Below are 24,668 nucleotides of genomic sequence, written 5' to 3'. Positions count from 1 at the left end.
AACCAGATGACAACTTTAAAGAAAACACTTTGTGCACTCCCACTTGTACTTGCATCTAACTATGCGGCTGCAGATTGGTCTGCAACACTCACAGGCGCGTCCGACTATACCTTTAACGGTGTGAGTCAAACGCAAAATGACCCTGCACTTCAAGGCAGTATTGATAAGGCTTTTGCTAATGGCGTTTATGTAGGTAGCTGGGCCTCAAATGTAGACTTTGGTGACGGCACCGATATAGAGTGGGACTTCTATGTTGGCCGATATGTAGAGCTAAACCAAAGTTGGAGCCTAGACTACGGTATTGCTTATTACTCTTATCACGGCGATAGCGGCTCAAGTGATGGGAACTACCCCGAAGTGTATACCAAGTTTGGTTACGCTAGTGAATTTGGCCAAACTGAATTTAATTTTTGGTACAGCTGGGACTATTTTGGTTCGGGAGCGGGTCACACCATTGCGATGGTAGCTCATACCTTTGAAATTGCTGAAGGCCATGCTTTAAGAGCAAGCTTTGATGTATCTAACTCTTTGGATGGTGATAAATTTGCTTGGGATGGTAATGATAAATCTTACAATCATTACCGTCTTGCATATCAAACGGCATTTAAAGGGTTTGATATTGAAGTGGCTGCTGAAAATACGAGCTTAGATTGGGATACGGCTGATGAACGTATCGTACTTTCTGTGTCGAGAACATTTGATTTGTAACTCGCATTAAGATGCGATGATTGTAATACCAGCCTAAGCTAGGCTGGTATTTTTTTGCCGACAAGGCACGATGGTTCAGTATTATAAGGTTGATGATTATGAATCTTAACCAAGTTACTCTCCCCGTTGATGATATAGATGCAGCCTGTTTGTTCTATAGAAAGCTAGGTTTCACGCAAATTGTTGATACACCGCACTATGCTCGATTTGAATGCCCTGAAGGTAATGCCACCTTCTCCTTGTCGCTAGAAACGCCTCCTATCAACAATGGTGCGGTTATTTACTTCGAGCATGAACAGTTAGATGAGTGGGTTTCTGAGCTAGAGGCCCGGGGGATCATATTTGAGCAACTGCCGACAGCGCAGCGCTATCTATGGCGAGAAGCCATACTGTTTGACCCCGCAGGGAACAAGATAAAACTCTACTGGGCCGGTGAAAATCGACTGGATCCTCCTTGGCGTATAGAGCTTAAAGGGCTTTAGTAAGTTCACTCTTGTTTATTTAATGTTAAATTACGTTTTACAAACATTGTTAAATTGTGTAACTTTAATGGCGACTGTACAACGGGGCAAGAAGTCCGAGTGGAGTCGCTAAAGTTAGGGGGTTTCACTAATCACCTGATGGGTTGTTTTGACTTATTGAGAACGATGTATTGAACGTTTCTATTGATCAAGTTGTACCATTCTCCCAATTTGCCGCTACTAGATAAATGGATGTGCTTGTTGCGGCAAATTATTTCTCTATCGTCGATTAATTGCTAATTTCAAGCCTATGAACTTTCTAAAAGACATTCCAGCTGATTTACCCGAAGAAATTTTCGAAACGGTACTGTCTCATCCAAATATTCGTATTGAACGAATTGTATCAAACGGGCATTCCTCGCCAAGCTCAGGATATTATGACCAAGATGAAAACGAGTGGGTGCTGGTGTTGCAGGGCTGTGGCGAGTTGACTTTTGATGACGGTAAAATAGTCACTTTAAAGGCGGGAGATAGCCTTAATATTCCCGCACACCAAAAGCATAAAGTAAGTTATACAGACACTTCTGAGCCAACTATATGGCTCGCCATTTTTTATTAACTAACCTGAGGTTTGGATAAGGAATGTTCCAACTCATTGTTGCTAGAGCACAACTTAGCTTTTTCCTTGTCTAGCCAGAGAGTTTTAGGGAAAACACCGCTTCCGCGTCCTGCTCTCGCTGAGGTACCTACATCCTGTAGGCAAGGCGAATTTACGCACCAATAGCTGGCTATTGGAAGTGAATTCAACGCAGTTAGCGCTAAAACTAGCTGCTAGAAAGGCATTAATTATCCGCAGCTCAGGTTAACTACCAAAGTTTAACTGAACGAAGCTTAGATAAAACTAAAGTCTCCAACAAACACTTGGTTATCGTTGGAAACTTGGGTAAACCACTCTTTTAGGCTTTCAATGGCTGCGGTTGTTTTTGCCGCAACGGTATCGCGATGTGGCGTCACGGCATATACGCTGTATTCTCTTAATGACCACTCAGCACATAACCTTTTTAGTCTACCTGATGAAAGGTGGTGCCTAATTTCTGGTTCAGGTAATACCCCATAGCCGATACCATCAAGCGTGAGCTGAATGCAAGCTTGCATATTATTCACCATAAAACGTGCTGTTGGCAGCGCCACTTGCTGATGAGTTTGTTGATTGCTCAAATGATAGGGGTTTTGTTTGCTACTAGAATGACCAATTAAAGCATGAGGCGCTAAGCTTTCTGGGTGCGATATATTGAGTTGTGCCAGTGGGTGATGGCAACTGACACAGGGGATAAGTTGCCAGTCAGCAAGGTGGCGGGCAATAAGGTTTGAGTCCTGTAAAGGGCCTATACAGATAGCTAAGTCGACGCCTTCAGTGATGATATCGATGGGTTCGTCGGTTAAGATCAAATCAACTTTTATTTGTGGAAACTGCTCACTCAAATAGCGCAGTGGCTTACTGAGTAGCCCTCCTCCAAACCCGATGGGGGCAGAGATCTTCAATATGCCAGATGGCGTATGCTGCAATAACTCAAGTTCATGCTCCGCTTGCTTCGCAGTTTGCAGTATTTGTATCGCGGATTTGTAGTAGATAGAGCCCGCTTCGGTGAGCGTGAGGTTACGAGTATTTCGATTAAATAAACCTAGGCCTATGTCTTGCTCTAATTTGCTGATCTGCTGGCTGACGGCCGAGGTGGTCATATGCAATAAGTCAGCGGCTTTACTCATACTGCCAGCTTCTACCGTTTTTGCGAACACTTTAAGTCCGCGAGTCAATTTCTGATTCATTGTTAAGACCTGCTTAAAATACCTTTAAGAAAAACCGCATTGCTCCAAAATACGCAATCATCATACCATTACAAATGAAAATAATTGTTATTTATCTTGTATTCTATCATGGAGGTTTCTCGATGTTGATGGCCTGTCGTAGTTTGGCGCCACTCTCTTTAGCTGTTGCAGCTGCCCTGCCTTGTTCTTCACTTGCACAAAGTGATGCAAAATCAGAAATAAAAGAAGAGGTGGAAGTGATCGTCGTATCCGCTTCTGGATTTGAGCAACTGCTAAAAAATGCGCCGGCGTCAGTTAGCGTTATCAATCAAGAAGCGCTGCAGCAGCGCTTTTATCGAGACCTGACCGATGCCATGACAGATGTTCCCGGAGTTGTAGTAACTGGAGGCGGAGACAGGGAAGATATTAGCCTTCGCGGCATGGGCAGTCAGTACACGCTTATTTTAGTCGACGGGCAAAGACAAAGTTCGCGTGAGACTCGGCCAAATAGTGACGGCCCTGGTGTTGAAGGTGCATGGACGCCTCCTGTTGCTGCCATCGAACGTATCGAAGTTGTGCGCGGGCCTATGTCTTCGCTGTATGGCTCTGATGCAATTGGCGGCGTAATTAACATTATCACTAAAAAAACGCCTGACCAGTGGCATGGAGAAGTCAGAGTTGACGCCACCAGCCAAGAAAACAGTCGCTCAGGTGATATTTATCAGGCAAATTTCTTTGCTGCAGGCTCGCTAATCAAAGATACCTTAGGGGTACAAATTTACGGCCAAACTACGCACAGAGACGAAGACGAAATTGTGTCTGGCTTTAGAGGTCGCGATGCAGATACGCTGAAGGTAAAACTGGCCTATACGCCATCAGATGAACACGAATGGTTATTGGATTATGGTATTGCTTCACAAACGCTTGATGCCACGCTAGGTAAAACGGTGGCAACGCTTGCGCCAGGTGAGCCGTGTGGCCGCCGTGGTTGTCCTGAGTCCACTACAACCGAATACGATAGTGAGTCAATCTCTTTGACGCATAACGGTTACTGGTCATTTGGTAGCTCTCGTAGTTACTTAAAACATGAAGAGTTTGACAATAAATCCCGTGAGATGACGGTCAAAAACGTAGATTTCCAGTCTCTTTGGACGTTACCGCTTGGTGAGTCTCATACTAGCTCAATCGGTGTTGCTTATCTTAATGAAGATTTGACAGACAAAACCAGTAACCGCATTAGTGATTTGCAGCAAGTCGACAACGATCAGTGGTCGGTATTTGCTGAGGATGAGTGGCGCATCGTTGAGCCATTTGCCCTGACTATGGGCCTACGCTACGACAAAGATGGTAACTTTGGCGGCCATGTTAGCCCGCGCTTATACGGTGTTTATACTGCATCAGATGCGGTGACGGTTAAAGGTGGGATCTCAACCGGCTTTAGAGCGCCTAACTTGCGTCAAAGTACGGCGGCGTGGGGCCAAGTGAGCCGTGGTGGTAATATTTATGGGAATCCAGACTTAAGCCCTGAAACCTCAATTAATTACGAGGTAGGCGTATACATTGAGCTTGCTAAAGGGATCAGCACCTCAGCAACGGTATTCTATAACGAGTTTGACGATAAAATTTCACGGGTTTCGTGTCCACTAACTCAATGTACGGACGGCCCTAACGAGTTTGGTTCGTTACCGACAACCTATGTCAACGTTGATGAAGCCGTAACCCAAGGGGGTGAAATTAGCTTTTCGGGTCAATTGACTGAAAAACTAAAGCTTAGCGCAAACTATACCTACACAGATTCGGAGCAAAAAACCGGAGTATATGCAGGTAGCCCATTAAACCAGTTACCTAAACATTTGTTCCAAACGTCGCTTAATTATCAGTATTCGGATGAGCTAAACACGTGGTTACGCTTCCATTATCGTGGTGAAGAAAGCCAGCCTGTAACAGGGCCTTCGCAAAGTAGCTTAGTCGCACCTTCGTATAACCTAACTGATGTAGGTGCTAATTATCAGCTGAACGAAGCAATTAAGCTTGGATTTGGGGTTTACAACCTCTTCGATGAAGAAATTACTGAAGCAGAATACGGCTACTTTGAAGATGGTCGTCGCTATTGGGCTTCATTGGCGTGGAGCTTTTAATGACACGAGCTCGCTCAGCGGCTAAGTCGTCGAATCGGCGACTTAAAAAGCTGTTTGATTGGCGCACTTGGCATTGGATGAGCTCTGCCGTGTGTTTGGTGGGAATGCTGCTATTTGCCGTGACTGGGATCACCTTAAATCACGCAAGCCAGATAGAAGCTGCACCTACCACATATGCTAAAGAAGCGGTGCTGCCAAGTGCTCTGTTGACCCAGCTTAACGCGGCAGCAGAGCAGACAGCGCTGCCTCGCAGCTTTCAATCTTGGTATCAGTCACACACAGGTGCGGCGTTACCTGCACTACAGCAAGTGCAGTGGAGCGAGTACGAATTGTATGTTGCGCTGCCAAGAGCTGGTGGCGATGGCTGGTTTAGCATTGCCCTTGATAGCGGTGAGTTTTATCAAGAGATCACGGATCGTGGTTGGGTATCATACCTTAACGATCTTCACAAAGGACGTAATACAGGATTTGCATGGCGTATGTTTATTGATGTGTTTTCAGTAGCTTGTGTAGTGTTTTCACTCACAGGCTTATGGCTTTTATACAAGCATTCTCGAGGAAGAAAGTCGACTTGGCCGCTCGTCGCAGCAGGCTTTGTATTACCTGTTTTAGTGCTGATGGTACCTGCGCACGCTAAAGCTGATGAAGTTGAAATCACGATCCCGCGTTTAAACGTTGCGGAATATCACCCACCTTATGTCGCAGTATGGTTGGCGAACAGCAAACAACAGCGAGTTGCCGATATTGCCGTTTGGTATGACGTTAATATGGCGGATAAAGAAGGTGAAAAGTGGCTAAAAGACTTACGCCTTTGGTGGCGTAGAAGCGGCCGTAGCCTATCCATGCCTGTAGATGGCGTGACTGGTGCGACAAGGCGTCCAGGTACGGCAAAGATTGATTTAACCCCTTGGCGCGATGAGTTTAAAGCTTTACCTGCGGGTGAATACACGCTGTTCGTAGAGGCTGCTCGTGAGCTTGGAGGTCGTGAAGTATTGAAACTGCCTGTGACTTTACCTATCACTGCACCTGTCACTGTGATTGCAGAAGGTAAATCTGAACTCGCTACAACAATTTTAACAATGGAGCCTTAATCGTGAAAATTTCAACGTTAGTATCTGGTGTCTTAGTTGCCTTAGCCGCATATAGCCCATTAAGTGAAGCACACCGAGTATGGATCAAGCCAAGTACCACCGTGGTGTCTGGTGACAGCGAATGGATCACGTTTGATGCAGCCATCGCCAATGGGATCTTTAACCCAGATCATTATGCTTATCCACTAGAGCGTCTATCAGCACTGTCTCCTTCTGGAAGCAAGGTTGAACTTAAGAACGCTGCAAAACTTAAGTATCGCAGTGTGTTTGACATTGAGCTCAATCAGCAAGGCACTTACAAAGTGTTTAATCAAAGTCGCTCGCTGGTGGCGCGCTGGACTGATGAAAATGGTGAAAAGCATTACTGGCCAGGACGCGGCAAAGTTGGCTCAGTAGAAGCCTTTAACAAAGAAGTGCCAAAAACGGCAAAAGATTTAAGTGTGGTCGACGTTGCAAGACGATTAGAAGTATTTGTAACTTTGGGCGCACCAAATAACACTGCGCTTAAGCCAACCGGCAAAGGGCTAGAGCTAAACCCGGTTACTCACCCTAATGATTTGTACACCGGTGAACCAATTACCTTGCAGTATACGATGGATGGTGAACCTGCCAAGGGTGCAGAAGTGATAGTAGTACGTCAGGATGAAAAGTACCGTGATAATAGTCAACCAAGCAAATATACAACAAATGCCAAAGGTGAAGTGACGCTAACGCTATCTGAGCCAGGCATGTATTGGTTTGAAGTGGAATATGAAGATGACAAAGCACAAGCACCCGCCACAAAACGTGCCGGCAGCTATGTCACTACCCTCGAGGTATTACCGCTTTAACTAACGGTCCCCATGTGGTTTGAGACGTGCAGTCGTCTCAGCTTATTTAATTTAGTGGTCATAACAGAGACGCCACTAAGTGCCCAAAGGGGGAGGCGTTCCTTCCTCCCCCTTTTCTTCTGTTAAAACCTTCACGATGAAAGCTTCACAATCACTGAGCGATCCATCTAACTGCCAAAAGTCATTACTAAAATCAGGAACCATTTGATTTTGGCTGAGTTCACATAAATAGTTCAGGAGCTTGGGGTGGATATAGTAGTCTCGACAGACTTTGGGTGTGTTGCCAAGTGCCTTTGCTACCCGCTTGATTAGATGGGTATCAAAACGCTTTCTTTTACTACCTTCAACCTCTATTGCAACGTCAAATGCGAACTGTACCGCTAACCGAGAAGCTACCCAAGTGCGGTAATCCTTACTGGTAAATTGTGGGCCGTGTAGCGTGTGGATCTGCGTGTTGACGTCATCGCTGGTTAAATCGTGCCATCGCCCTTGGCAATGATATCGAAATAACCCATAGCCAGTTTGTACAGCGGATTCACTAATAAACTGACAAAGTTGTTCGTCGAATACGTCAACTTTTCTTTGTTTACCGTGTTTTCCCTGAAACTCAAAAGTTATCCCTACTTCGTTATGTTTCAGGTGCTTGCGCCTTAACGTGGTTAGACCACAAGTATCATTGTGTTGATAGTAATGTTGGTTACCAATACGGATCCCTGTGGAATCAAGCACCATAACAGCCAGTGCGGCAACTTTTTCTTGGTGCCAATCATCGTGTTTTAGCTGCTCTATACAGCGCGTTCTTGCTTGTGGTAGCTGTTTTGCAAATTGGGCCATGCGGGTAAATTTAGCTTGTTGTTGGGTGAGTTGATAGCTTGGATGATAGATATGTTGCTTTTTACCTTTACTATCGAAACCAACGGCTTGCACTTTATCAAAAGCACAGGCGCTGATTTGAACCTGCTTCCACATCGGTGGGATCACCAACTGTTTTATTCGCTTTTTGATCACCTTAGAGCGAATGGGGTTGTTGCTCGCATCTAAATAGCAAAAACCACGGCCCCACTTTTTTCTAGCAACCTCTAAACGATTACATTCGTGAAACTCAGATTGAATACCCTTACAGTCCACATTATCTCCAGTGACAGAATGTTGCATAGAACTAGAAATGCAAATCCCAAACCAGAATTTAATTACCTGAAATACTTTACTTTTTTATCTTAGCCTAAGAAGTATTTGGTAAATTTTTCATGATGTTGTTAACCTTATCGCTTCAAGTTTACTGAGCTGACCGCAAAAGTACTCATTATGAGAGACCAGCATAAATCCACAAGGAAGCTGATTAAGCATGGCCGCAAGCTCTTCTTGTGCTTCAAGGTCGAGGTGATTATCCGGCTCGTCAAGCAGTAAAAAGCCTTGCAGTTGCACTGCCAGCACGATGGCCGATTTCATTCTCTCGCCACCACTGAGGCTCGAGATAGGCCCTGAAATCTGGTTGAGTTTTAGGCCGACGCTTGCAAAGCTGGTGATGATATTATGATGTGGTGTATCAAGTAAGCGCTTGGCAATATCTAAAACGCAAGGGCCCTGCTCAAGCCAAGCACAGTGCTGATCTAAGTAAATACATGTTGCTGGGCGCTGAATTTCTCCGCGCTTTAACTCTAGCTTACCCGCAAGGGTTTTAAGCAAGGTCGATTTACCGATGCCATTTTCTCCAATTACTCTGAGCTTTTGTGTTGTATCCGCAAAAAGGTTCAGTGTATTTTCCGGTCCAAAGCACAGTTCGGCTTCACATAAGCGGAGCTTTTCTTTTGCTCGAAAAGCTGAATTAAAATGAAACTGCTGTTTGTCTTCTCGATAGTACACTGTATTTTTCTTAATATTATCTTGAGCTTTTTGAATTTTATGGGTTTGTCCGGCATGACGTTTACTTCCTCTGTCAGACTTAAAGTCAGCAATCAGTTTACTTTGGCTACCAGCGCGTACTTGTGCTTTCCCTTTATTGGCTTGCCGTTGATGTTGCAGATCCGCTGCAATCATGGCTTGTTTAAGTGTTTTTTGTGCCGCGCGATTTGCTAAATGTTGCTGTTTTTGTCGAGCTTGAGTTTGAAGTAGTGTCTCTCTAAAGGCGTCAAATCCATGTGAGTGGTGAGTTAGCTCCCCCTGTTTTATGTGCAGTATATGGTCGGCTGCATCTAATAAAATAGGATCGTGTGTGACGGCAACCACACCATGTTTGTGGTGCTTTAGCTGCTCGGCTAGCCAGTGCTTATTGTTGCTGTCCATGTGATTGCTCGGCTCATCCAGTAATAGGATTGCAGGCTGAGATTGTAATACTTCGATATAGGCTCGCATTTTTGCCCCGGGACTTAGCAGTGTAAAGGGGGTTTCCAAAGTGAGTTCTAGCGGCGCAAGTGTTGCCTGCCAAGTTGATTCTAACTGCCAATCATCTGAGATTAATTCAAAATCGTACCCAGAGGCTAACCCCTGATGGGCCCGATGCAGTGCTGCTAGCTTCTCTTTAAGCCCTAGTAGTTCAGAAACGGTAGCAAAGTGGTTAGTTGCATCTTGTGGGAGATAAAAGCATTTCCCATGACTTTGGCGCTCGCCCGAGGTTAGAGGTTGTTCACCGGATAGGGCTTTGAGTAAGTGTGATTTGCCCGCCCCATTAGGGCCTGTTATCGCAATAAATTGTCGCTCTATTGTTAAGTCGACATCGCAAAATAAACATTGACCATTTGCAAGGATAAAGCTTGCTTGTTTTAACTGTATCCAAGGCATAATTACTGCTCCTAGTTGCAGCAGTGCAAAAGGCTAAAGGCACAAAGACTCGTAAAAGCCGTAAATAGTAAAATAGAAAATGAGAGTCTATAGATTAGTCTGAGAAGCCTCAACGATAACCATAAGCTTTGCACTGGAAATTAATAATAAGTTCGTCAGTTACAAAGGGCTTAGTTATTCATTGTGATGGCAGCTCCTAAAGAGGAAATAAAACGAATAGAGGCAAACAATTAGCGCCTACGTTTATTTTGCAGGCACTAGATTAAATGTCAAGACACTGAGTGGATTAAATTACAATTGAATGGGCATAAATGGTTTGATGAAGGCGCCGACCACAAGGGCAAGCAACACACTGACAAGCGTGCCCAACATCACGTATTCGGTGAGCTTTCTGTCTTGGCTTTGGGTTAGATCGCCAAAGCGAAACACCGATTTAGCGGCGAGAATAAAACCGATAGCAGCCCAGCTATCCAGTAACACGCAGCTCAGCAGTAATACACGTTCAAGCTGACCAATTAAGCTTCCTGCTTGCGGCAGGCTATCAAGAGCTGAATTATTGAGTTGCCATCGCTCAAGCAGCATGCTGGTGAATATCGATGCGGGATGCAATACCATTAAATAGCCCACAACCAATATTAGCAGCTGGACATTGGCAAAAGGCTTGGCAAAGACACTGAGTGCAATCTCAGGCTCTGCAATTAGCCAAGTGACGACCACTAATATGGCAATATGTGCACATTGGTCTATCACAAAAGGAATAACTCCCTTGCTAGAATAGGATTTAGCTAAGTCGATACAGTAGTGACTAATACCTACCGCTAGCGCAAAGAGCAGCGCATTCCATTGTGCTCCCCAAAACAAAGTAGACTGCCAAAGTAGGATGATTGCAAGTGCAGCCCCGCTATGCGCGATACTATGCCACAACAATTTGATGGACTTATAGTGACGGGTATTTCTATCATGTACCCAGCTCATAGGTTGGAGGTAAAAGTCAGTGAGTGTGTGGCCTATTACTAACCACAATAACAATACTTGCCATTCGTTCATTAAGTCCACCTCGTGATATTTAAGCGTTGAGCATTCGACTATTGGTGTGAGCGTGCAATTGCTAAAAATTGATCTAGTAAAGCATAGTGTGCGCTATTGAGTAACTTAGTCACATTCACCCGACTGGTGTTGAGTTGTTTTGCAATATCGGCATGGCTCAACTTAGGGTGTGAAATATGAATAAAAGCGGCCTCTGCTTGTTTATGGGTTAAGTTCGAAAGTAACAAATCCACAAATGCTAGGTTTAGTGTAAAGTGGGCATTGCTGTCATTGTTATATCTGAGTCTTGCTTGTCCTATTGTGTCCAACCCTCGGCCCGCTAGTACCAGCGCAGTACCCGTTGCGGTTGATAAATCTGCGGCGGTGATATTGACTTCACCGACTGCGAGGCTGAGTCTGGCATCGCTATGTCGGCTAATTAAAAACAACCGTAGCCGTAACGCCACATTGAATAGTTTCGTCGCGTCTTGCAACACAAGCTGAAAGCCGTCACCGCGGTAAAAGCTATAATAGCCCTGCTCTGCAGCTGCTATATCAGCTAAGTAGTCCTTTAATTCACTTTGCAGTGTTGTAAGTTGTAATTGTGACAGTGATTGTGAGCCGACGATGTCTGCTGTGATCACCGCACCTTGAAGTAGTGATGTCATGTAAGTAACTTATTTTGGTTACATATCGATAAGTAACTAATTTTGGTTACATTTATTTTGGTATGAAGCTGGATAAAAAGCAAGCAGTCGGTAAGACTTGTTCACTTTGACAGTATTTTACCAAAACGAATGCAGTTATGGAGGCAGACAAAGCTTCCGTTGATGTGAGAAATAGACGTTTATTAGCAGCTCTAAAACTTACATTTTTAAATTTAATATACTGATTTTAAAGTGCTTTATTGTCATCTTGGGCGTGGATGTTAGTGAAGCACGGGGCCACTTTATTCATGACTGACAAAACGTCGTTTACTATCCTCGGCGAAGTGCCTACCAGTGTCGATTATCTCACCGATACGATGTACTATTGATAAATCGAATATCGGCCAAGAAGGAAGTGGTAGAGCTTACGGTTGCTAATCAATAACTGGAGTATAAAATGAGCCAATTAGCTCAATATCAGCGTTTTAGGCAAGAACTGGGGCAATTGCTCGCACAATACAAAGGCTATGGGTTGGTACTTGGTTTTCTGCTAAACCTGAGTATTTGGCATATTGCATCTCAGTTTGTTGCTGTTCCCTTTGTCTCTAACTTTTGGAATCAAGTGTTTGTTTCCTTACTCTTTTCTGCGGTTTTTTGCCTGCGTGCAAAGCGAAAACTAACTTAATTTGCTTACCGAAAAGAAAGGCACAACACGCATGTGCCTTTTTACAGCAAGCGCGGCTATAAACAATACTGTGAAATGATCTTATACACTTGGTTGATATTGTCGCCCGCTTTAAATTCTTTACTAATTGGCGTTGGATCTGAGCCAATCCAGATTTTTAATTCCGCGTCTAGGTCGAAGTGACCCGCAGATTCTTTGCTGTATTTTGTTATTTTGCTATACGGAATGCTGAGCATTTCTACTTTGCTGCCCGTCATGCCTTGCTTGTCGATTAAAATTAAACGCTTGTTAGTAAAAATAAATAAGTCGCGGATCACTTTGTAAGCTTGTGCAACCTCTTCTCCGGTGATAAGTGTATCTTCTAATAACTTATCAACTTCGTTACTGTCTACTTCGCTTGCATTACCGAGTAGACCACTTAATAGTCCCATTGTTATTCTCCGTTTTTTCAATTCGTCTTAGACTGATCGCTAGATAGTGCTTAGGTCGAAATGAATTAATGATGAAAGTGACAAAACCAGCATAGAAAAGCACGCTGATTTTGCCAAATAAATAACCTGAGTTTGGATAATTAATGCCTTTCTAGCAGCCAGTTTTAGTGCTAACTGTGTTGAATTCACTTCCAATAGCCTGCTATTAGTGCGTAAATTCGCCTAGTTATCCCTAAAACTCTCTGGCTAGATAAGAAAGTTATTTAAGGTGAGTTTAAAACAATGAATTAGCCCATTCCTTATCCAAACCTCAGGTTAAATAACCCGAGTTTGGAGTAAGAAGTTAGCTTATATCTCTTATCAAACAAATTTTGCCATCACGAAATGCAAACTCTGAGCGGCCTTGTAAGGAGATGCTTTGCCCTGCTTTCATGCCATTGGCCAAGTCTTGGGCTAATTTAGCTTTGTATGTCACATGAACAATAAACAGATCATTGTCTTGCGTGGCGGCGGTTAAAGATTGATTGCGTTCGGAAAATAACTTAGCGGACTGATTTGCTAATTCTGCAAACTCCATTTTGCTGGTTGTACGCGTCGTAATTTCACCATTGGCGAGATTCTCAAATACGACATCATCCGTGAGCTGAGCTAGCATACCCGGGATATCAAAATGATTGTAGGCTGAGATATAATTTTTAACTAAGGTTTCCATTTTTCCTCCTTGGTGTAATGGATGTTAATAAAAACTTAGATCGGTTTGTTCAATTTCGCACACTCTTTTTACCACTTTTTGCTGTGCCATGACTCGCATAAATCGACCCAAATGCGCATAATCTCTTGGCGCAGTATTAAATCCACTTGCCCAATGGGCTAGCATAAACAAATAATAGTCACAGAGCGTGAGCTGCTCACCAGCTAAATAGATGTTTGTTGCTAACTGCTTATCGATGAGTGCAAACATGTCGCCGACTCGTTGCTCTGCGGCTTGAGACATGGTCTTACTGTTCTCTAGTGACAGCTGATATTTTTCAGGATAAAAATACAGCATGAGTTCTGGCTGCACTGTCGTGGTTAAATAAAAAAGCCACTGATAAAACGCGGCTCTCTGTGGGGTTTTCGGCGCAGGGATAAGTTGCCCCTCAGGGTGCTTTTCGCATAAATGCAAACAAATTGCCGCACTCTCGAAGATGACCTGTTCGCCGTCGACCAATGTCGGGATCCGTCCTGTAGGATTGAGTTCTAAATAGGTCGCAGACTTTTGTTGTTGTGTCTTTCTATTGACTAAGAGCAGTTCCTTTTCTAGCTGTAAGTGCTCAAGTACGAGGTGCGGTGCCCAACTGGCATTACGAGGGTAGTAAAATAACTGATACATCTTTTGCTATTCCTTGGCGATACTTTTTGTTAGCGTGTGGCTGGTTTACCGTTGATAGTTACAACTTTTGCGGAGGCTGTAAACCGTTATTTTGCTTTTAGCTGGGAGAATCAAAAATGTATATTGGCAAGCTGTCAAAGCAAACAGGGCTGTCAGTCAAGGCCATTCGCTTTTATGAAGAAAAAGGGCTTATTCCTACCCCGGAGCGGGTTGGTAAGTACCGCGTCTATTCGCAAGTGGATGTCGATCTGTTGTTATTAATAAAAGAAGCAAAATTGCTCGGTGTGTCGATTAAGCAATTACAGCAGGTAATTGAAATTAAAGGGCGGCAAGTCAACTGGGTCGAAATAAACACGTTTTTAGTTGAGCTCAAAGCATCCTACATAGAGCAAGTTGCGCAGCTTCAGCAAAAAATACACCGAATTGAACACTGCATCGCATCGCTTGATGAATGTCCACAGATAAAACTATCCTAGTCTCAGGTAGAGTAACTTGACTCTCCCGTTAAGGGGAGACAGTACACTCGTTTCTCAGTCATTGATAAGGAAACGACGATGAAAAAAATACTGCTACTAAACGGTAACCCCAAAACCAAAAGCCTGTGCCACGCTATCACCGCAAGCTACGAGCAAGCTGCAAGCACCCAACATCAAATACGCAGAATGGATCTTAGTGAGATGCACTTTGAAATCAATTTGATGTATGGCTATGAAGCAAACCAACCGTCAGAGCCATGCCTCAAGCAGTTCCAAGAGAACTTACTGTGGGCGCAGCACATTGTGATAGTAAGCCCAATTTGGTGGTTGGCGTTACCAGCCAAGCTCAAAGGTCTAATAGATAGAACATTACTTCCAGGTTTTGCTTTTAAATACAATGAAGCAGGAACTGAAATTGAAAAACTTCTAGCACATAAAACCGCAAGAGTTATTCTCACATCAGACACGCCGCAAACTTATTTGGAAGAAGCCGCAACTGGGCTTGTGGCTCAACTAGAACATGGGACATTGGGGTTTTGTGGTATAGAGCCAACTCAACATACGTTATTTGGCCCAGCGCACTTAGCAACTCCTGAGGTAATTGATAACTGGCTGAGTGAAGTGACAAGCTTAGCCGTGCGGGGCGAGTGAGTAAAAACACACAACTTCTATTGCTAAGCTTATTTTAAATCAAAATTTGCAATGCCGAATGTTGCTATCTTTTACAGCAAGATGGCAACTTGGGCGGAGTGTATGCGAATTTGGAGTTTATTACTTTTTGCGTTTCCATTATTGGGAGTTGCAAATGAGCCAATTCTGCCACTTGAGTCTGCAATAGGACTTGATGCCGATAAAGTCAGCTTGGGCAGAACACTTTTTTTTGATAAGCGACTTTCTCGAGGAAATCAGGTTAGCTGTGCGTCATGCCATCAACTTCCCAGTCATGGCGCAGATGTAAAGCCCCTTTCCAGTGGTGTTAATGGTGCAGTTGGTGAGCTAAAAACTCCGACCGTTTACAATGCAGTTTTTAATATCCGCCAAGCGTGGGATGGCCGTGCTCAATCGCTTTATGATCAGGTCGACTCACCCATCTTAAACCCTAAAGAGCATGATATGACTTGGCCAGAAGTCATTGCTAAGTTAAATCAAGATAAAATACTAGTCGAGCAATTTGATAAAGTATACTCGCAGGGAATAACCAAGCACACGATAAAAGACGCAATAGCAACTTTTGAATCGTCGTTAATCACCGTTGATGCGCCGTTTGATTTATGGCTTAAGGACAATAGTGTAAAACTGCCGAAGTCTGCTATTGCCGGCTATGAGCTATTTAAACGGTATGGCTGTATTAGCTGTCATCAAGGGCGCAATGTTGGCGGTAATATGTTTGCCAAAATGGGCACTTTTGGTGATTACTTTGGCGATAGAAAGACGCCAATTCAAAAAATGGATTACGGCCGTTTTAATGTTACTGGCAACGAGCAAGATCGCTTTGTGTTCAAAGTGCCGAGTCTGCGACTTGCTAGTAAACAAGTATATTTTTTTCACGATGCTAGTCATAGTAGCCTAGAAGCTGCCGTTGCGACCATGGCCAAATATCAACTTGGCCGCAATATCTCAGACTCTGATATCAATAAGCTAGTTGCCTTTATTGGCAGCCTAGCAGGACATCACCACGAAATGGATTTGGAAAATCACGAATGAAGAATAAGGCCTTCATTGGTGTGCAAGCATTGTTGCTGTGCGCGCCAATTGCGCTTTTTGCGTACTTTTACTCGCAACAAGAGCTCAGTAGTCAAACACACCAATCACGAGTTACCCTGCTCTTTGAAGCCAAAAGTATTGATGCCAAACTGGATGCCGCGGTGTTACAAATGCTTAGTGCACAGCTCAATCAATATGATGAGTTAGCGCAATTAGCACATGCAATTGACGCTTTGAATACACCCGAGCGGGATGCGTTATTTGTAGAAACTACACCGGATATTCAACAGCAATTTGATGCTTATCGTCAACTGCTTAGTGATAAAGTATTGCAAGTCGAATCCATTAAAACAGCTGCAGCAAACATTAAGAACAGTTTGCTTTATCTCCCCGAGTTACTAATCGAGCTGGAACAGAGCGAGCCTGAATTGGCGACACATGCAAATAGAATGCTTGCTAATTTAATGTTGGGTCAGCTTTACGAATTTGTGGCAGAGCCTTTACTTATAATTGACTCTGAAAGTCGCTTAGAGCAGCTGATCTACCAGCATTTTAATGTTGCCCTAGTTAACAGTGCAGAATTAAAAAAGGCAAAACAACGCTTTTTATCTTTACCTAGTGACCAAGCTTTTTCAGCGCTTTATGCGGCATATAGTCAGCACCACAGTGAAACCATAGAAAAAACCAAGCATCAAAGTGAATTACTCTTGCTGCTGACCATTGCGCTATTTTTGCTCTTGGTTGTGTTTGCTAACCGGCTTTATGTAGCCAAAAATAAAATTTTGAGCACCAGTAAAACTTTGTCAGACGCCGTTGCGCGTTTAACCGAAGGCTTTGCTCTTTTTAGTCGCAGCGGTAATTTGCTGCTCTGTAACAGTGCTTGGCGTAATCATTTCGCAATTGCTGATAGCGAAAAAATGCCACGCAAACTAGAAGAGTGGCAGCAGCAGTTTGGAGACATTTTTAACTCCGATGCCAATTTGCATCAAACCGAATCTGGCGCTTGGTTACAGGTAAAACAAACGAACACACACAATAATGGCCAAGTGTTTGTGAGTGTTAATGTCTCCCTTTTTAAACAAGCGGAAGAAGAGCTGCGAAAATGGGGCCATGCGATTGAACAAAGCCCCTCTTCTATTGTGATCACCGATCCTCGTGCTCGTATTGAATACGTTAATCCTAAGTTTGAACAAGTTACCGGGTATTCACTTGAGGATGTGAAAGGACATACACCGAAAGTACTAGGTTCCAAGCAAGGATTCACTGACTACAAAGCACTTTGGCAAACGATTAAGCAAGGTAAAGTCTGGCGTGGTGAGTTTTACAACCGCCGTAAGTCTGGAGATTACTATTGGGAGTATGCATCTATTTCCCCGATTAAAAATCAGCAGGGGGAAATCATAAACTTTATTGCGATCAAAGAAGATATCACAGCACAAAAAAGTGCAAGTGCGCAGCTTAAAACTGCGGCTGCGGTATTTAATGCAACGCAAGAAGGAATTATGACCACCAACGCAAAACTTGAAATCACCGCGGTCAACCCAGCCTTCACCAAAATTACCGGTTATGAAGAACATGAAGTACTCGGTCAACGACCCAATATTTTAAGCTCGGGCAAGCATGATAAACATTTTTATGAGCAAATGTGGAGCACCCTCAACTCGCACGGACAATGGGCGAGTGAGATCTGGAACAAGCGTAAAGACGGTACTTTATATCCAGAGTGGCTAGCAATCAGTGTCGTGCATGATGACAAAGGACTGGTACAGCAGTACGTTGCCATATTGTCTGATATGACTGAGCGCAAAGCGCAAGAGGAGCAGATTGAATATCAAGCCTATTACGATGTGTTGACCGGGTTGCCTAATAGAACGTTATTACTCGAGCGCATTGAGCAAGATATTAAGCGGATGAGCCGCACTCATCATCAAAGTGCGGTGTTATTTATCGATTTAGATAGATTTAAGCGGGTCAACGACACCATGGGTCACGAAGCCGGAGATGCTTTACTTATCTCCGTAGCCAAGCGTTTAAACGGCCTGCTGCGTAAAAGCGATACCTTGAGCCGCTTTGGTGGAGATGAATTCGTATTATTATTGAGCCAAATTGCGCATCCGGATCATGCCGCGCAAGTCGCCGATAAGATTGTCAAAGCACTAAGTAGCCCTTTTGTGATCAATGGCTTTGAGGTATTTACGGGGGCAAGTATTGGGATCGCTATTTTACCTAGTGACGCAAAAGACCAAAGAGAGCTATTGCGCCTTGCTGACTTAGCGATGTATAAGGCAAAAGAAGCGGGACGCAATCAATATCATTTCTTTGCTCAAGAAATGCAGCAGCAGGTGAATCGGCGAGTTGAGCTGGAGCAGCTACTTCGGGCTGCGCTTGAACACCAGCGTTTAACCGTACATTACCAACCTATTGTCGATACGGTGTCGGGTAAATTATATGGCGTCGAGGCGCTCATGCGCTGGCCAACTGATTTCGGCCAGTATATTTCCCCCGCTGAATTTATTCCGGTTGCTGAAGAAAGTGGCCTTATTGCTCCTCTTGGTGAGTGGTTACTCGCCAAAGCATGCAATGATATTCGCAGATTAAATAAAGCGCTTGGCATGAATTGCTACCTGACGGTAAATATCTCGAGCCAGCAATATCGGCTCGGTTTTAATGCCACTATCATTAAACAAATCATGCAGCAGTCAGGCTTTCATCCAGAGAACCTAACGCTTGAGATCACAGAAAGCATCTTGCTTGAAGATGATAAAGCTGTAACCGCTTGGCTGCAAAGCTTAAGGGCAACGGGGGTCAACTTAGCAATCGACGACTTTGGCACTGGCTACTCTTCGCTTAGCTATCTTAAACGCTTCCCCATCAATATATTAAAGATTGACCGAGGTTTTATTCAAGATATAGATCAAAACCAAGATGCTGTCGTTTTGGTCAACGCGATTTTGTCTATGGCGGAGAGTTTATCGCTCAAAGTGATAGCCGAAGGCGTAGAGCAACAAGGGCAGCTAGATTGCCTAACAGGTTTGGGCTGCCAGTATGTTCAAGGGTATTTTTATGCCAAACCAATGGCGATTGAAGTATTAATCGATTGGGTTGAGCAATTTGCCATTATATCGGAGCGAGCATCTCCAAAGCAATGGTTGGATTGAGGGGCGGTGTTTTGGGTTGCTTTATCACTTGCTCAAATCAGGGGGTTACTGTGGGGTAAGGAAAAGTTATTGATAACCAGAGCAAAATTTTATATTTAACTTGAGTGAAATATCGCATTTGGAAAGATGAGTTATAAAGCTTAGTGAATCCGACCAGCAATTGCCGAGATAGGCTAGTTTACATGATATGTTTAGTAAAATCAGATGTAGGAGCTCACTGAGCTCCTAATATTCTTACTCGGTTTTATTCCAATCCAGTTGCATATCCCACACATATCGGTGCTTTGGCTCTAGAGGCTGTTGAGAGTCATCGACTTGTTCAAGCACATTGCGTGCCTTTACTATGGTGGCGTCGCGACCGAACAAGTAACTCTGCTCTTTGACAATGGTCAAGTAGGCCTTGTTCAATGCCAGCGCGCGTGGCTTTGATGGTGTGATCAATTCATAGAGGTTTTTCACAGACTGCACTTTTTTGCTGTTTACCGTTCCATCTTCGTTAAACCAGCGCATCAGCATCTCTTGGTTCTGCCTAAACTCATCCCCGCCGCCAACACGCATCATATAGGTCAGGAATTCGCCCTGCTCTTCGCCTTTGTTAGGTACGTCTTGCATCTCTTTTAAATTGATATAACCCCAACCCAGCTTGCCCTCGACTTTACGTGCAAATGAGAAGGTTTGGTCATAGGTTGAGCCAATGGTTTTGTGACAGCCATTACAAAAAGCAAGCTCTTGTTCATGTTGCGGACGAAGTGCACCATTTTTGTCTTCAATATAACCGTTAATCGTCCAACCGAAGTTGTTATTGATCCCTTGGTCGCCCAAATAAAGCGTTTGAGGGTAATTTTCGAATGCCTTTTCTTTCGCTTCTCTGTAGTAAGCTGCCCCGAGTGATTGCTTGGATTTAAAGTTGTGCTTCTTCATGTAGCGCACTTCTTTCATTCTTGGCGCATTAAATACTTGACCATTATCATCAACCCCAATATACCGAACGGTATGTAAAAACTCAGTGTCTTGTGGATATAACTGATGAGCAAGCTCGATAGTATTGGCATCACCAAGGTAGCGTTCACCGCGCAGCATGCTGGTGATCTGAGTGAGCTTGCCATCACCATTTAAATCTACGCCAACTCGCGATTCAGAAATCACTGGTGTTGATATTTCGTCAAGCCCCTTTACAGCCATTTCAACCAGACTTAAGTTAGCAAGATAGACGTCTTGATTATACGTTTCACCTTTTTCTCTAAAGGCGTCAGCAAGGCGGATCATGACATCTCCTGTAGAGCCATTAGTTGGCCAGAAAGTACTAGGAAAAGGCTTATAGTTGAATGCCACCCAACCACTGCCGTCTTTTGCTATACCTAGCTCATCGAATGCTTTTTCAGGATATGCCAAATTGTTAAGCGGGGTGATCTCACCTTTCCAGTCAGGGTTATTTTTCAGTTTTTCGATGAAAGGAGTGTAATTATCTTGGTTGACCCAGTTAGTAATATCTTGATCTGAGATACTGTTGATAAGTTCTGAACGATCTTTAAACAAATTTTTCCAGTGGTTTTTAAATCCAAGGTCGGAAAACTCATAGGCACCTTGTAAATTGGCATCGCGCATCATGTTTGGTCGGTTTTTTTCATCGTATGATTGATGGCAAGCGTAGCAAGGGTTATTTACACCATCCGTTTTGGTGTAACACTGAGGCGGGATCACCGATTCAGGGTTATAGACTTCATTGTGCTGCATAAATGCGGTCGCAGGAATATCATCACCTTGTTTGTAAGGTGCAGCAGTCTGCGCCGACAAAAGTGCGATGTTGGTTAGCTCTTGGGGCTGTTCATCATTACAACCAAGTAAAACCGCGCTCGTTAACGCCACTAGGGTTAGGCTAACGTATTTCATTTTTATGACTCCAAAATTTTGCTAAAAAAAAGCAGCGCACTATAAGGTGCACTGCTACTTGTTTAATTATTTTGCTTTAGGGTCATAAAGCCATAGTGTGTTATTTTCTTGGAAGCCATCTTCGCCGATGATAATCCGGCCATCTTCCATAACGATAACGTTATCAGGCTGTGAAAGCTGATTGACGTCACAACGCTCAGCGCCAGTCAATGATGAGCGGTACGTACCACCCATTACAACGGGCTCGATACGGGTTAGGTTATAGTTGTTATCTATATGGGCACGATATACACCACCACAATCTTTAACACGCGCAGAAAGCTGAATATCACCTTCTTCATCAATCATGGTTTTATCAATATCTGCAATGCCAATGTACATATAGGCTTTATCTACTACTTCACCGGCAACAACATCTTGACCAGTTACTGCCTCAAGTACACGGTTGTGGTTGATGCTGATCCCTTCAAGTTTACGCCATTCAGCTGTCGCCCCTTTTTGGCGCGCAGCTTGACGAGATTCAAGGAAGATTGCTCGGTTATCCATAGGCTTGCCAGCCGTTACTTTACCACCACCATTTTCAACGGTAGGATAGGTCGCAGCACCTTCAGCCCATGCTTTTACGTCAGCCACAGACAGGTAGCTTGTTTGATCTTCAACATAGTCACTCTCATTGATGCCATCATATTCAGCAATCCAAGTTTCTATCTGTGCATTACTGCCATTACCAAGCTCAACCCAGCTAATGTCAAAGCCAGTTACAGCTGGATCAGTAAGGCCTGCATCCTGAGTTAACTTTGCTGCGTAAAGGGTACCCGCACTTAAGTCTTCTGGTTGATCTGCAACAAATTTAAATAGTACACCACCTGTGTCATCTTGTGATGAATAGACAGTACGGCGGTCTGGCATCACGACTGAGTTCTCATGCTCATAGCGACCAATTGTGAAGTGTTTCACAACATCAGGTGTTTCGGTCGTAGGATTTTGAATCTCAGCAATATAGCCGTAGCGATAAGGATTAGGGAAGTCAGGTGCAGTTAATGCTTCCATTGTGTCGTTGCCTGTCTCCGCTGGGTTATTCCACTGGGGATCTTGTGTTGAATCAACTTCAGACCAGACAATCCATTCTTCCGAAGTTAGTGGTGTACCCCAAGGAGATACTGAACCAAAACAGTTAGCTGCTGTTCCTTTAACACCGTCGAAATCTACCATCATAGCTTCTTCGATTGACCACTTCCCTGTTGTCGCTTTGCTCATTTTCAAACGACTAACACCACCTGGATACGCTTCCCAGTTCGTGAATAGGTAACCTGTGTCTGCGTCCACAGGAATATAACCATTAAAATCAGGATTATCATTTTTAATGATCTCTTCGCCAGTTGAGATACTGTAGTGCACACCCAAACCGCCCGCTAGACCTTTAGCACCAAGGTTCGCGAATGTATCTCCTGTTTGGCCTAGAATTTGATACTGACCAATCGCAGAAATCACGGTCTGTTGTTCCATGGTTGAAGCAGGGATCGGCGCGCTTGGGATATTAGCAGGTAGATTATTAAAGTTCACACCAGTTAGTACACCGACCGTACCCGTATTGAATGGCTTGCTGTTGAACTTATCTGTGGCTGTATTGGTGTCATTTGGGTGCTGAACGTTGAAGAACAAGTCGCCTCCTTCGGAAAGAAATAGACCAGTAACTTCGGCACCAGCCGGGACGGTTGCTATGCGAACAAGGCCTGGTACGCTGTAGCTACCATCACGACCATTTTGGCCATCTTGTCCATTTTGACCGTCCTGTCCATCTTGACCATCCTGTCCATCTTGACCATCCTGTCCGTCAGTACCACTTTGACCATTTGAGCCATTAGTGCCGTCTGCACCATCCTGGCCTGCTGTGCCCTGCTCACCTTGAGATCCTGCTGGGCCTTGTGCTCCATCATCACCATCACAGGCTGTAAGTGCCATTGCAACTGCTGCTGCAATAAGAGAATATGCTACACGCTTCATGAGTTACTCCAGTTCCTAAGTATTATTTTTTGTAAAGCGTGCAACAGTGTGAAGTGTTCCTGTTACAGTTGACTGAATGATTTATTAACCATTTCCTACAGGAATAAGACACTTGGACTCAACTCACATACAGGCTACTTTCTGTTAGTAAGTTGAAGTACCCATAAAAGGAATTTTAGTGTAAAGGGGGTTTACATTATTTGTTCTGAACGGCTTCGTGCTTCATATAGATAAGTTCATCAGTGTTAAAGCCATATTTTTCAGACATATCTTTAAATTTAGTCATTATAGTGTCCGATACTTGAGGTGTTCTAGAAAGCAACCAAAGGTAATCACGATTGTAGCTGGTAACGAATGCATACTGGTAATCTTCACCCAGCTCGAATACCACATAACTGCCATAAAACGGACCAAAAAATGACACTTTCAGGTGCGCTATTTCATCATTTGCAACAAACTTGGCTTTGCCAATTGCTTCTTTCCACTCTCCTTCCTCTGTTACATATCCCTTATTTACGACTTTAATTGACCCGTCGGAATTTTGGCTATAAGTTGCCGTGACGTTCTGCATTCCCCTTTCAAATGAATGGTCTAATCGCGCGATTTCATACCAGGTACCTGTATAGCGCTCAACATTAAAGTCCTTAACTGGTTTGATGCCATTAGGCAGCCCTGTGCATGCCGAAACTGCAAGCGTTAAAATCACCGTGAAAAATAACTGTCGTACTTTCATATAAATTCTCCATATTCCATCTTAATGTCATACGTAGTGTTCAAGCACTAAGATTAGCGATAGATTAAATTTTTACCTAGTAAGAACAAAATTTAATTCAAACCCTTACCATGCCAATTTCACCTTATTTATTTTAAACTTACGTGCAAATGAATAGATCGCAGCAAAGCGTGATGAATACAGCACAGAGCAAAAAAATACTAACTCATGGTTTGGGTGTAGCAACGGGGAAAGTTGCGTTTTATATTGAGCATCCACCAAGCATAGAACCTTACAATAATTTGATAAAAGTCAGTGCGTTAGCTAATAGGGAGATCGAACATATTAATTCGCACTGCGGCAACGGTTGGCGGAAAATCTTCAATGTTTTTGCCAAGTTTTTATTTGCAGCAAAGCTGCCAGATCACGATATTACTAACTATTCAACTTGGCAGTCATATCGAGATAGTGCGTTACTTCAAGCTTCAAGTCAGGAAGCTCTGCTCTTTTCAGCGCCTGATTTTTCAGCAAAAACATACGATTGGCATATTATTGCAGGACGAACCTACGCGAAATCATTGCTTAGAGATCAGATTTTTACTAACAATTTAATTTGGCTGGATGATGAGTTCGCCGTTGACTATAACTTGCGTCTTATTATTTCGCCATTTTTGGATTATCGCCAACTTAGTAATATAAAAATCAATAAGTTAGTAGATATAATAAGACGAGGTTAGATATTAGGTGGGAA

The 24,668-nt window shown here is 43.7% G+C and carries 23 protein-coding genes; 12 read left to right on the top strand and 11 right to left on the bottom strand.

Annotated elements, in window-relative coordinates:
* The first annotated feature begins 6 nt into the window (after window positions 1-6).
* The 3 genes from DRB05_RS11355 (at window position 7) to DRB05_RS11345 (ending at window position 1,788) form a co-directional block, all read left to right on the top strand.
* A complete protein-coding gene (locus DRB05_RS11355; RefSeq protein WP_128727045.1) occupies window positions 7-708 on the top strand; it encodes a TorF family putative porin in 702 nt (233 codons plus the stop codon).
* A gap of 98 nt (window positions 709-806) precedes the next feature.
* The gene (locus DRB05_RS11350; RefSeq protein ID WP_128727044.1) at window positions 807-1,190 is read left to right on the top strand and encodes a VOC family protein; all 384 of its coding nucleotides are present in this window, start codon (window positions 807-809) and stop codon (window positions 1,188-1,190) included.
* 289 nt (window positions 1,191-1,479) lie between these two features.
* Complete coding sequence (locus tag DRB05_RS11345) at window positions 1,480-1,788, top strand: cupin domain-containing protein (protein WP_128727043.1); 309 nt, start codon at window positions 1,480-1,482, stop codon at window positions 1,786-1,788.
* Window positions 1,789-2,060: 272 nt separating this feature from the next.
* Here the strand turns inward: DRB05_RS11345 and DRB05_RS11340 are convergent, their stop codons facing one another.
* A complete protein-coding gene (locus DRB05_RS11340) occupies window positions 2,061-2,996 on the bottom strand; it encodes a LysR family transcriptional regulator (protein WP_128727042.1) in 936 nt (311 codons plus the stop codon).
* 122 nt (window positions 2,997-3,118) lie between these two features.
* Here DRB05_RS11340 and DRB05_RS11335 point away from each other — a divergent pair, with 122 nt between their 5' ends.
* Genes DRB05_RS11335 through DRB05_RS11325 form a run of 3 tightly spaced genes read left to right on the top strand, consistent with a single transcriptional unit; the run spans window position 3,119 to window position 7,034 of the window.
* Window positions 3,119-5,113 carry a ligand-gated channel protein gene (locus DRB05_RS11335; protein ID WP_128727041.1) on the top strand — a complete coding sequence of 665 codons (1,995 nt, stop codon included), beginning with the start codon at window positions 3,119-3,121 and terminating at the stop codon, window positions 5,111-5,113.
* Window positions 5,113-6,204: a PepSY-associated TM helix domain-containing protein gene (locus DRB05_RS11330; RefSeq protein ID WP_128727040.1), complete on the top strand. Its 1,092-nt coding sequence runs from the start codon at window positions 5,113-5,115 to the stop codon at window positions 6,202-6,204. The genes DRB05_RS11335 and DRB05_RS11330 overlap by 1 nt, the downstream gene beginning before the upstream one ends.
* A gap of 2 nt (window positions 6,205-6,206) precedes the next feature.
* Window positions 6,207-7,034 carry a DUF4198 domain-containing protein gene (locus DRB05_RS11325; protein WP_128727039.1) on the top strand — a complete coding sequence of 276 codons (828 nt, stop codon included), beginning with the start codon at window positions 6,207-6,209 and terminating at the stop codon, window positions 7,032-7,034.
* A gap of 75 nt (window positions 7,035-7,109) precedes the next feature.
* Here the strand turns inward: DRB05_RS11325 and DRB05_RS11320 are convergent, their stop codons facing one another.
* The 4 genes from DRB05_RS11320 to DRB05_RS11305 form a co-directional block, all read right to left on the bottom strand.
* Window positions 7,110-8,189: a DNA topoisomerase IB gene (locus DRB05_RS11320; protein ID WP_128727038.1), complete on the bottom strand. Its 1,080-nt coding sequence runs from the start codon at window positions 8,187-8,189 to the stop codon at window positions 7,110-7,112.
* A 90-nt stretch (window positions 8,190-8,279) separates the two neighbouring features.
* Entirely contained in the window at window positions 8,280-9,812 is a 1,533-nt protein-coding gene (locus tag DRB05_RS11315) for an ATP-binding cassette domain-containing protein (RefSeq protein WP_128727037.1), read from the bottom strand.
* Window positions 9,813-10,103: 291 nt separating this feature from the next.
* A complete protein-coding gene (locus tag DRB05_RS11310) occupies window positions 10,104-10,859 on the bottom strand; it encodes a DUF3307 domain-containing protein (protein WP_128727036.1) in 756 nt (251 codons plus the stop codon).
* A gap of 38 nt (window positions 10,860-10,897) precedes the next feature.
* Entirely contained in the window at window positions 10,898-11,506 is a 609-nt protein-coding gene (locus DRB05_RS11305; protein WP_128727035.1) for a hypothetical protein, read from the bottom strand.
* Between the two features lie 436 nt (window positions 11,507-11,942).
* Between DRB05_RS11305 and DRB05_RS11300 the strand changes: the two genes are divergently transcribed.
* Window positions 11,943-12,170: a hypothetical protein gene (locus DRB05_RS11300; protein ID WP_128727034.1), complete on the top strand. Its 228-nt coding sequence runs from the start codon at window positions 11,943-11,945 to the stop codon at window positions 12,168-12,170.
* Between the two features lie 56 nt (window positions 12,171-12,226).
* Here DRB05_RS11300 and DRB05_RS11295 read toward each other — a convergent pair whose 3' ends face one another.
* The 3 genes from DRB05_RS11295 to DRB05_RS11285 all read right to left on the bottom strand — a co-directional run bounded on the left by DRB05_RS11295 (window position 12,227) and on the right by DRB05_RS11285 (window position 13,973).
* On the bottom strand, window positions 12,227-12,601 hold the full coding sequence (locus DRB05_RS11295; protein ID WP_125251249.1) for a PH domain-containing protein: 375 nt from the start codon (window positions 12,599-12,601) through the stop codon (window positions 12,227-12,229).
* A gap of 343 nt (window positions 12,602-12,944) precedes the next feature.
* A complete protein-coding gene (locus DRB05_RS11290; protein ID WP_010605566.1) occupies window positions 12,945-13,313 on the bottom strand; it encodes a nuclear transport factor 2 family protein in 369 nt (122 codons plus the stop codon).
* Between the two features lie 24 nt (window positions 13,314-13,337).
* Window positions 13,338-13,973 (bottom strand): glutathione S-transferase family protein, encoded by a 636-nt coding sequence (locus DRB05_RS11285; RefSeq protein WP_128727033.1) that lies wholly within the window; start codon window positions 13,971-13,973, stop codon window positions 13,338-13,340.
* Window positions 13,974-14,089: 116 nt separating this feature from the next.
* Here DRB05_RS11285 and DRB05_RS11280 point away from each other — a divergent pair, with 116 nt between their 5' ends.
* From DRB05_RS11280 to DRB05_RS11265, 4 genes are all read left to right on the top strand, one after another.
* On the top strand, window positions 14,090-14,449 hold the full coding sequence (locus tag DRB05_RS11280; RefSeq protein WP_128727032.1) for a MerR family transcriptional regulator: 360 nt from the start codon (window positions 14,090-14,092) through the stop codon (window positions 14,447-14,449).
* 78 nt (window positions 14,450-14,527) lie between these two features.
* A complete protein-coding gene (locus DRB05_RS11275; protein WP_128727031.1) occupies window positions 14,528-15,100 on the top strand; it encodes an NAD(P)H-dependent oxidoreductase in 573 nt (190 codons plus the stop codon).
* 102 nt (window positions 15,101-15,202) lie between these two features.
* On the top strand, window positions 15,203-16,153 hold the full coding sequence (locus tag DRB05_RS11270; protein ID WP_128727030.1) for a cytochrome c peroxidase: 951 nt from the start codon (window positions 15,203-15,205) through the stop codon (window positions 16,151-16,153).
* On the top strand, window positions 16,150-19,311 hold the full coding sequence (locus DRB05_RS11265; protein ID WP_128727029.1) for an EAL domain-containing protein: 3,162 nt from the start codon (window positions 16,150-16,152) through the stop codon (window positions 19,309-19,311). Before DRB05_RS11270 ends, DRB05_RS11265 begins: the two co-directional genes overlap by 4 nt.
* A 234-nt stretch (window positions 19,312-19,545) precedes the next feature.
* On the opposite strand, the gene DRB05_RS11260 is transcribed toward DRB05_RS11265, so the two are convergent.
* The 3 genes from DRB05_RS11260 to DRB05_RS11250 form a co-directional block, all read right to left on the bottom strand.
* Window positions 19,546-21,201, bottom strand: a complete 1,656-nt coding sequence (locus tag DRB05_RS11260; protein WP_128727028.1) for a hypothetical protein — start codon at window positions 21,199-21,201, stop codon at window positions 19,546-19,548.
* 66 nt (window positions 21,202-21,267) lie between these two features.
* Window positions 21,268-23,205 (bottom strand): alkaline phosphatase PhoX, encoded by a 1,938-nt coding sequence (locus DRB05_RS11255; protein WP_128727027.1) that lies wholly within the window; start codon window positions 23,203-23,205, stop codon window positions 21,268-21,270.
* 196 nt (window positions 23,206-23,401) lie between these two features.
* Complete coding sequence (locus tag DRB05_RS11250) at window positions 23,402-23,938, bottom strand: lipocalin family protein (RefSeq protein WP_128727026.1); 537 nt, start codon at window positions 23,936-23,938, stop codon at window positions 23,402-23,404.
* 173 nt (window positions 23,939-24,111) lie between these two features.
* On the opposite strand from DRB05_RS11250, the gene DRB05_RS11245 reads away from it, so the two are divergent.
* A complete protein-coding gene (locus DRB05_RS11245; RefSeq protein WP_128727025.1) occupies window positions 24,112-24,654 on the top strand; it encodes a hypothetical protein in 543 nt (180 codons plus the stop codon).
* Window positions 24,655-24,668: the final 14 nt, after the last annotated feature.

It is taken from the genome of Pseudoalteromonas sp. A757 (assembly GCF_004103285.1).
GTDB classification, from domain to species: domain Bacteria; phylum Pseudomonadota; class Gammaproteobacteria; order Enterobacterales; family Alteromonadaceae; genus Pseudoalteromonas; species Pseudoalteromonas galatheae.
This window is presented reverse-complemented; position numbering and strand designations above follow the sequence as displayed.

Bases quoted from the DNA above. Each gene is read 5' to 3' on its own strand.
- DRB05_RS11275 (WP_128727031.1), top strand. From the start codon at position 14,528: ATGAAAAAAATACTGCTACTAAACGGTAACCCCAAAACCAAAAGCCTG.
- DRB05_RS11260 (WP_128727028.1), bottom strand. From the start codon at position 21,201: ATGAAATACGTTAGCCTAACCCTAGTGGCGTTAACGAGCGCGGTTTTA.
- DRB05_RS11340 (WP_128727042.1), bottom strand. From the start codon at position 2,996: ATGAATCAGAAATTGACTCGCGGACTTAAAGTGTTCGCAAAAACGGTA.
- DRB05_RS11250 (WP_128727026.1), bottom strand. From the start codon at position 23,938: ATGAAAGTACGACAGTTATTTTTCACGGTGATTTTAACGCTTGCAGTT.
- DRB05_RS11345 (WP_128727043.1), top strand. From the start codon at position 1,480: ATGAACTTTCTAAAAGACATTCCAGCTGATTTACCCGAAGAAATTTTC.
- DRB05_RS11355 (WP_128727045.1), top strand. From the start codon at position 7: ATGACAACTTTAAAGAAAACACTTTGTGCACTCCCACTTGTACTTGCA.
- DRB05_RS11350 (WP_128727044.1), top strand. From the start codon at position 807: ATGAATCTTAACCAAGTTACTCTCCCCGTTGATGATATAGATGCAGCC.
- DRB05_RS11245 (WP_128727025.1), top strand. From the start codon at position 24,112: ATGAATACAGCACAGAGCAAAAAAATACTAACTCATGGTTTGGGTGTA.
- DRB05_RS11270 (WP_128727030.1), top strand. From the start codon at position 15,203: ATGCGAATTTGGAGTTTATTACTTTTTGCGTTTCCATTATTGGGAGTT.
- DRB05_RS11290 (WP_010605566.1), bottom strand. From the start codon at position 13,313: ATGGAAACCTTAGTTAAAAATTATATCTCAGCCTACAATCATTTTGAT.
- DRB05_RS11300 (WP_128727034.1), top strand. From the start codon at position 11,943: ATGAGCCAATTAGCTCAATATCAGCGTTTTAGGCAAGAACTGGGGCAA.
- DRB05_RS11255 (WP_128727027.1), bottom strand. From the start codon at position 23,205: ATGAAGCGTGTAGCATATTCTCTTATTGCAGCAGCAGTTGCAATGGCA.
- DRB05_RS11315 (WP_128727037.1), bottom strand. From the start codon at position 9,812: ATGCCTTGGATACAGTTAAAACAAGCAAGCTTTATCCTTGCAAATGGT.
- DRB05_RS11295 (WP_125251249.1), bottom strand. From the start codon at position 12,601: ATGGGACTATTAAGTGGTCTACTCGGTAATGCAAGCGAAGTAGACAGT.
- DRB05_RS11305 (WP_128727035.1), bottom strand. From the start codon at position 11,506: ATGACATCACTACTTCAAGGTGCGGTGATCACAGCAGACATCGTCGGC.
- DRB05_RS11265 (WP_128727029.1), top strand. From the start codon at position 16,150: ATGAAGAATAAGGCCTTCATTGGTGTGCAAGCATTGTTGCTGTGCGCG.
- DRB05_RS11310 (WP_128727036.1), bottom strand. From the start codon at position 10,859: ATGAACGAATGGCAAGTATTGTTATTGTGGTTAGTAATAGGCCACACA.
- DRB05_RS11335 (WP_128727041.1), top strand. From the start codon at position 3,119: ATGTTGATGGCCTGTCGTAGTTTGGCGCCACTCTCTTTAGCTGTTGCA.
- DRB05_RS11285 (WP_128727033.1), bottom strand. From the start codon at position 13,973: ATGTATCAGTTATTTTACTACCCTCGTAATGCCAGTTGGGCACCGCAC.
- DRB05_RS11330 (WP_128727040.1), top strand. From the start codon at position 5,113: ATGACACGAGCTCGCTCAGCGGCTAAGTCGTCGAATCGGCGACTTAAA.
- DRB05_RS11320 (WP_128727038.1), bottom strand. From the start codon at position 8,189: ATGCAACATTCTGTCACTGGAGATAATGTGGACTGTAAGGGTATTCAA.
- DRB05_RS11280 (WP_128727032.1), top strand. From the start codon at position 14,090: ATGTATATTGGCAAGCTGTCAAAGCAAACAGGGCTGTCAGTCAAGGCC.